8 protein-coding genes are annotated in these 6,824 nt (G+C 62.0%); 5 read left to right on the top strand and 3 right to left on the bottom strand.

The genetic code is table 11. The annotated features are described in order from the left end of the window. The 5 genes from DOM57_RS13280 to DOM57_RS13260 form a co-directional block, all read left to right on the top strand. Positions 1 to 203, top strand: a 203-nt coding sequence (locus tag DOM57_RS13280; RefSeq protein ID WP_162619535.1) for an IS30 family transposase, incomplete at its 5' end; no start/stop codon positions are given. 451 nt (positions 204 to 654) lie between these two features. Then, positions 655 to 1,125: a carbohydrate porin gene (locus tag DOM57_RS22565; protein WP_162619534.1), complete on the top strand. Its 471-nt coding sequence runs from the start codon at positions 655 to 657 to the stop codon at positions 1,123 to 1,125. Between the two features lie 61 nt (positions 1,126 to 1,186). Beyond that, entirely contained in the window at positions 1,187 to 2,038 is an 852-nt protein-coding gene (locus DOM57_RS22560; protein WP_275425978.1) for a carbohydrate porin, read from the top strand. A gap of 99 nt (positions 2,039 to 2,137) precedes the next feature. Beyond that, positions 2,138 to 3,046, top strand: coding sequence for a MalM family protein (locus tag DOM57_RS13265; protein ID WP_110649677.1), 909 nt, complete (start codon positions 2,138 to 2,140; stop codon positions 3,044 to 3,046). Between the two features lie 171 nt (positions 3,047 to 3,217). Continuing rightward, positions 3,218 to 3,757 carry a cytochrome b gene (locus DOM57_RS13260; RefSeq protein WP_110649676.1) on the top strand — a complete coding sequence of 180 codons (540 nt, stop codon included), beginning with the start codon at positions 3,218 to 3,220 and terminating at the stop codon, positions 3,755 to 3,757. Positions 3,758 to 3,866: 109 nt separating this feature from the next. Here the strand turns inward: DOM57_RS13260 and DOM57_RS13255 are convergent, their stop codons facing one another. From DOM57_RS13255 to DOM57_RS13245, 3 genes are all read right to left on the bottom strand, one after another. Beyond that, on the bottom strand, positions 3,867 to 5,039 hold the full coding sequence (locus tag DOM57_RS13255; protein WP_110649675.1) for an L-rhamnonate dehydratase: 1,173 nt from the start codon (positions 5,037 to 5,039) through the stop codon (positions 3,867 to 3,869). Between the two features lie 68 nt (positions 5,040 to 5,107). Further along, positions 5,108 to 5,416 carry a GntT/GntP/DsdX family permease gene (locus tag DOM57_RS13250; protein ID WP_239496222.1) on the bottom strand — a complete coding sequence of 103 codons (309 nt, stop codon included), beginning with the start codon at positions 5,414 to 5,416 and terminating at the stop codon, positions 5,108 to 5,110. A 194-nt stretch (positions 5,417 to 5,610) separates the two neighbouring features. Further along, positions 5,611 to 6,750, bottom strand: coding sequence for a GntP family permease (locus tag DOM57_RS13245; RefSeq protein WP_239496221.1), 1,140 nt, complete (start codon positions 6,748 to 6,750; stop codon positions 5,611 to 5,613). Positions 6,751 to 6,824: the final 74 nt, after the last annotated feature.

Raw genomic sequence — 6,824 nt, 5'->3', positions numbered from 1 at the left:
GCTCCAACGAGAACATCAACGGGCTGTTGCGGCAGTATCTGCCAAAGGGAACGGACCTCTCCGTTTACAGTCAGGAAGAGCTCGACGAGATCGCCGACTCACTGAACACACGGCCTCGCCAGACGCTGGACTGGCGAACCCCACTGGAAGTCTACGCCGAGGTGCTAAAGAAATCCGTCGGCGGACCGAGCACCCTTCAATAGCGTTGCGCTTGGAACTTGAGACCGCCCTTTGGCATATTGCCGGAATCCTTAGGCTTGTCGAAAAATACAATAACTCATTGTCAATTAAGGGAAAAATAAATTCCCTACTGGAGTTAGTTTAGACCTTTGTCTTTATAGACCATGATTACAATGAAAGTTTACGTAGTAATAGAAATAATGGCGCTCAAACCGGATAGCTGGCGGTAACGCCCAAGGGAACCCAAACAGAGATACCGACAATTTCAAATAACGAATCGACTCATGTCTTCGCTGCTATCGATCACGATGTGAGTACGCCGAGCACGACGCTTTGACAGATCCTCGCGTGTGTCCCCGGACATGCCGGTTGCGAGTTTTTCAAAGCGCCTTGCGCAGCCGGATGCTTCATACGGTTGCCAATGACAGCAGTCAAAAACAGCAATCAACGACAAGACCACGAGGGACACCGATAATGATTGCCTCACACTTCGCGCTACGCCGACCGCTCCTCGCTGCCGTCATCGGTGCATCCTGCACGATGCCGGTCCTGGCGAACGCCGATATCAATCCCGAATTCTTCGGCTATGCCCGTTCCGGTATCGGCTCGACCTCTGGCGGCGGCAGCCAGACCTGCTTCAAGTCGGCGGGCGCACCGGCCAAATATCGCCTGGGCAACGAATGCGAGACCTATGCAGAGATCGGGCTCGGCGCGCAGCTCTACCAGCAGCAGGACACGACCTTCGACTTCGCCAGCCGCGTCGCCTACGTCACCGCGCAGGACAACGACGACGAATCCCTCAAGGACGACGACAATAATGTGGCACTACGGGAAATGTACGTTTCCGACAACAATGTCGTCGGCGGCCTGCCCGGCGCCACGCTCTGGGCCGGTAAGCGCTTCTACAAGCGTCACGACATCCACATGAACGATTTCTACTACTGAGGATGTCTCGGGCCCCGGCGTAGGGATCTCGGATATCGATGTCGGCACCGGTAAGCTGAGCTTGGCCTGGGTCAGGAGTTCCGGGGCGGATGTCGACTATCTTCCCGATGAAGACCAGCGGCTCTCCGACGACACCATCGACGTGCGCTGGACGGATATCCCCGTCAATCCCGGCGGTTCGCTGCAACTCGGTATCGACTACGGTCGCTCATCGCTGCCCGACTGGAAGAAGGACTATTACGATAACGTACAGAATGTCGACTACGACGAAGGCGACAAGGGCTGGATGGGCACCATCGAGCACACCCAGAGCGACTGGTTCGGTGGTACCAATACAGTGGCTCTGCAATACGCCACCGATGGCATCATCACCCGCGATGGTAACGCCGTGGGCCGTCCAGCTGGCGGTCGGCTCAGCCAGGACGGCGACATGTGGCGCATCCTTGACCAGGGCCATATCTGGCTGGTGCAGGACAAGCTCGACATGCTCTACACCGCCATCTACGAAAACAAGGACATGGACGACAACACCGGTCGCAAGTGGTTCTCTGCCGGCGTGCGTCCGGTCTACTACTGGAACGACATCATGAGCACGGCGGTCGAGCTGGGCTATGACCACATCGAGCCACAGAGTGACGTATCGAGCTACAGCGACAGCGATCACCACCTGACCAAGCTGACCATCGCGCAGCAGTGGTCGGCGGGTCGTGGCGCCATGATCCGCCCGACCATCCGTCTGTTCGCTACCTACGCCAAATGGAACGGCGACGCCTATCAGGAGCAGCTAAGTCAGGATAACTATCGTCAAGCCCATTCATTGGCTACTGGGGCCGGAGGCTCCAACAACGTCGACTTCAACGATACCGACGGGCTGACGTTCGGCGCGCAGATGGAAGTCTGGTGGGGTAGCTGATCCCACGGCCGCGAGAGCCATGCTCGCACTGTTTCGATCCATTGGGCTCCGGGGGCTTGCTGCTCCGGAGCCGTTTTCGTCTCACGCAGGAGTGTCTGAATGTTGAGTTCGTATCGTCTTGCCGAGCCATTGAGCACCCTCATGATCGCCCTGGCGGGATGCAGCACGCCGCTGATGGCACCCCAGTCCCCGACCATTCCGGCCCAGCAGGGGCAGCAGGCCCTGGCCAGCGCGCCGGACTGCTGCACGTCGCTGGCCAGCCTGCCGTATCAGCCGATCACGGCACAGCAAACCCTCACGCTGAACTTCACGCCGCAGACCCCGGTGCATGATTTCGGCGATGGCAAAAGCTTTTTCCACGCCTTCGAGCTGCCCCGGAACAACGGCCCCGTGACCTTGAGCGTGACCAGCCCGGTCCGTGACGGCCAGGTTTTCGCGCCGACGATTATGATCCTCGATTCGGCCTTCCAGCCGGTCAGAAAGGTATCGAGCGATGCGCTTGCGGTGCGCCGCCCCACCGGCTTTTCCACTGCCCGGCTCGACGGTCAGTTCAGCGTGACGCCCGGCCCGAACGCCCAATATCTTGTCATCTACTCGAGCGAAGCGGATCGTCAGGCTTCGACCACCTACGAGTCCGAAGAGAAAGCGTATGCCCGGGTCAGAGGGCTCGCCGAACCCGCCGGCCCCGATCCGCGCGCCGTGCATACCGCCACCGGCGAAGTGACGCTCGAAATCGCCTCGCTGACCGGTAGCACCGGCATGACCTCAATGATTGGCGATACGCCAGCCCCGATACCCGAGGCTGCCGGCCCTCGCCCGCAAGCCGCCACCCCGGCACCCGCTCCGGAGCCCACCACAGCGGACTTCGATTACCGCCGAATGATCGATGCCGCGCTCAAGGCCGGCGATGTCGAACTCGCGCTGGATCTTGCCGAACGCGCCGAACGCAGCGGGCACCCCGGCACCCGGGCCTGGCTGGCCGAGCGACTGCAAACCAAGACGCCCTGAGTCATCCCGGATTTACGGACTCGCGATTCCCGGCGACGAGACAGCCTCTTTCTTATCATCGTGACGCGGCTGACGCGGCGAACGCATCACGATGGCGAGCCAGGCTTAAGTCAATCCTAAGCCGATGCTGCCTAGGATGAGGCTGACTCGTTCGCTCAAGGATCATTCACCGTGAACCACTCGTTGTCCAACCGCTATTCGGCCAAGGCCCGCCACTTTCACTGGACCGTTGCCGCGCTGGTTATCCTGGCTTACGCACTCATCCTGTCGACGGATATTTTCCCGCGAAGCACCGGCATACCGGCTTTCCTACTGCAGAGCCATTTCTGGACCGGTATCGTCGTGCTGCTGCTGGCGATTCCCCGCTTGATCGAACGCCTGCGACAGCCGCCACCCCCGGTGTCGCCGCCACTTCATCCCCGGCTCGAGTTGCTGTCACGCATTACCCACTGGGCGCTCTACGCGTTTCTGTTCGCGCAGCCGCTGCTGGGCATCATGACGGTCTGGCTGAGCAATGGCACGATCCCGGTTCCCGGCACGTCGCTGGCAGTGCCGTCGCCGTTCGGCGTGACGCCGCATCTCGGCCACTCGCTGGAGTCGATCCACAAGACGCTGGGAACGGCGTTCTACTACGTGATCGGGCTGCATATCGCCGCGGTGTTGTGGCACCAGTTCGTCCGCCGAGACAACCTGCTCAAGCGCATGTGGTGAAGCGACTCAAGCGGACAGGGTGAAGCGATCCAAGCGGATAGGGTGAAGCGATTCAAGCGGATAGGATGAAATTCAGGCGGCGCGAAGAGACTCGCGCCGCCGGAGGTGCTCACTCGACGATGTGAAATCCATCCAGGTGGCGTTCATTGAGCGAGAGCCCCAGCCCCGGCACGTCGTCGGCGAGATCGAGATGGCCGTCGACCGGTTCCGGGTCGCCTTCGAACAGGTAGTAGAAGAGTTCGTTGCCGATCTCGACGTCATGCACCGGGAAGAACTCCGACATCGGCGATGCCAGTGACGACATCGTCAGATGGTAGTTGTGCATCTGCCCGGCGTGCGGGATCACCGGCACCTCGAACGCCTCGGCCATGGCGTTGATCTTGCGCGCCACGGTGATGCCGCCGACCCGGTTGGTGTCGTACTGGATCACCGAAACCGCGCGCTTCTCCAGCAGCTGGCGGAAACCGTGGACAGTGAACTCGTGCTCGCCACCGGAGATCGGCATCGGCGCGATGCGATTGAGCTCGGCGTAGCCGTCGATATCGTCGGCGATCACCGGCTCCTCCAGCCAGCGCAGCTCGAAAGGGGCGAGTTTCGGCAACATCCGCCGGGCGTAGTCGAGGTTCCAGCCCATGTAGCAGTCGGCCATCAGATCGATCTCTTCGCCGATCACCTCGCGCACCGCCGCGACGCTCTTCACATTCTCGCGCATGCCCCGGGGGCCATCCTTGGGGCCGTAGCCGAAGCGCATCTTCATCGCCTGGAAGCCCTGGTCGAGATAGCGCTGCGCCTCCGCCTGCATGGTATCGAGATCGTCGTGATAGAGCTTGGAGGCATAGCAGGGAATGCGCTCCTTGGTACGCCCGCCAAGCAGCTTGAACACCGGTTTGCCGAGCGCCTTTCCCATCAGATCCCAGATCGCGATATCGACCCCGGAGATCGCCGCCATGCCGATCCCGCGCCGCCCCCAGGCCAGCGTGGCGCGATACATGCGCTGCCACAGATACTCGTAGTCGAACGGATCCTGCCCCACGACCAGCGGCGCCAGATGCTGGTCGACGATGGTCTTGGCGACCCGTGGCGCCAGCGCCACGTTGCCGAGACCGACGAGACCGCTGTCGGTCTCGATCTCGATCACCGCCCAGCCGTGGAAGCGGAAGCTCTGCATGGCGTCGCCGCGATCCCATAGCGCATCCATGGCATTGGTGCAGAAATGCGCCTTGGGCGGCACCGTCTCGCCTTTCCACTCGAACACGCGGGCGCGGACTCGGGTGATTTTCATGTCGGGACTCCTTGTCGTTGGCGTTTTGACCTCGATTCGCCGTGTGACTCTCAATCTACCGTCGTCTCTCAACCCACGAACGCATTGGCGATCAGCAGCGCCACCAGCCCGGTGGCCCAGCCCAGCGTGGTCGGCACCGACAGCACCAGCAGCTGATGCTTGGCGGTCTTGACCCCCAGCAGCCGGTTGACCACCCAGAAGTAGCTGTCGTTGAAGTAGCTGAAGAAGAGCCCGCCGAGACACGCCGCCTGCGCCGCCAGCACCATGTTGACGTCCGGCATCGTGGCCAGGATCGGCGCGGAGATCGAAGCGCCGGTGATCATCGACACCGTGCCGCTGCCCTGAACGAAGCGCAGGGGCCTACGTGGGCCATTCATCACGTTCCGCGTTGCTGCGTCGAATGCGTCCAGGCTAGGCGCGGGACGAAGGTAATGGCGTGCCCTTACCTAGGCGCGCAACGACGCATGGGCGCATTCGACGCGCAACCCGAAGGGACGGGCCGGTTTTTCCGCGAGGCGTTGTTGCGAGCCGAGCGCTTGGAACCACCAAAACCCGAGGCTCGCGCCTAGCCTCACAAAAAAACTGGCTCCGTCGCGGTCGTGTGAATGGCCCGCGTAGGCCCTAGCGTAGCGATGAGGAACGGGATCAGCACCGCCGGCAGCGCCAGCCCGGCAATGCTTTCGCCGATGTAGTCGCCCGCACCGCTGGCCCGCAGCACGGCCCCCAGCGCACCCCCGGCACCGGTGACCAGCAGGATGATACCGGCGCTTTCGACGCCCTTTTCCAGGTGCGCCAGCACCTGATCCTTCGGCATCTTCGGCACCAGACCGTAGACCGCCACCAGCACGCCGATGCCGACCGCAATCACCGGATGACCGATGAACTGGACGACCTGCACGAAGAGCCCCGGCGAGTCACTGTCGCCAACCACCGCGGTGACCAGCGTATTGAGGAAAATCAGCAGGATCGGCAACCCGATCGGCAGCACCGACTTGAACAGCGTCGGCAGCTCACTCTCGGCCAGTTGCCCGCGCATCGGGTCATCGTCCTCGTCGCGCTTCAGCGAACCGGGCACGTCACGTTCGATCATCGCCTCGATGCGCGGCCCCATGAAGCGGGCGTAGAGCACCATTACGATCAGCGCCGGCGCGGTGAAGACCAAGCCCCAGGCGATCATCAAACCGATATCGACACCGAAGATACCCGCCACGCCCAGCGGGCCCGGCGTCGGCGGCACCGCGCTGTGGGTCACCGCCAGCCCGGAGGCAAGCGCGATGCCCAGCGTCAGGATCGAGCGTCCGCTATTGCGTGCCAGCGCCCGCACCAGCGGGTTGAGGATGACGTAGGCCGAATCGCAGAAGATCGGGATCGAGACGATGTAGCCGGTCAGCGCCATCGCCCAATCCTCACGCTCCTTGCCCAGCAGCTTGAGGATCGAGTAGGCCATGCGCTGGCCGGCGCCGGAGACTTCGAGAATCCGCCCCATCATCACGCCGAAGCCGATGACCAGACCGATGGTGGAAAGCGTCGTGCCGAAACCAGTGGTAATGGCACCGATCACCGCGTTGGGTGGCATGCCGCCGATCAGACCGGCAATGGAAGCGGCGATGACCAGCGCGAGCAGCGCGTGAACGCGGGTTTTGATGACCAGCGCGATCATCACGAAGATGGCGATGCCCAGGCCGATGATGAAAGGGCCTGGTCTACCCATTTTCACGGCCGCGACTGAGCCGGTTTTTCCGTGAGACTAGGAGCGAGTTTCAGCCTTGGTGGTTCCAAGGGTTA

It is taken from the genome of Salinicola peritrichatus (assembly GCF_003206715.1).
Classification (GTDB): Bacteria; Pseudomonadota; Gammaproteobacteria; order Pseudomonadales; family Halomonadaceae; genus Salinicola; species Salinicola peritrichatus.
Note: the sequence above shows the minus strand (reverse complement) of the source record. Positions and strands in the feature narration are given on the sequence as shown.

Excerpts from the sequence above, each read along its gene's own strand:
- DOM57_RS13245 (WP_239496221.1), bottom strand. The coding sequence starts at position 6,750 with ATGGGTAGACCAGGCCCTTTCATCATCGGCCTGGGCATCGCCATCTTC.
- DOM57_RS13265 (WP_110649677.1), top strand. The coding sequence starts at position 2,138 with ATGTTGAGTTCGTATCGTCTTGCCGAGCCATTGAGCACCCTCATGATC.
- DOM57_RS13250 (WP_239496222.1), bottom strand. The coding sequence starts at position 5,416 with ATGAATGGCCCACGTAGGCCCCTGCGCTTCGTTCAGGGCAGCGGCACG.
- DOM57_RS22565 (WP_162619534.1), top strand. The coding sequence starts at position 655 with ATGATTGCCTCACACTTCGCGCTACGCCGACCGCTCCTCGCTGCCGTC.
- DOM57_RS13255 (WP_110649675.1), bottom strand. The coding sequence starts at position 5,039 with ATGAAAATCACCCGAGTCCGCGCCCGCGTGTTCGAGTGGAAAGGCGAG.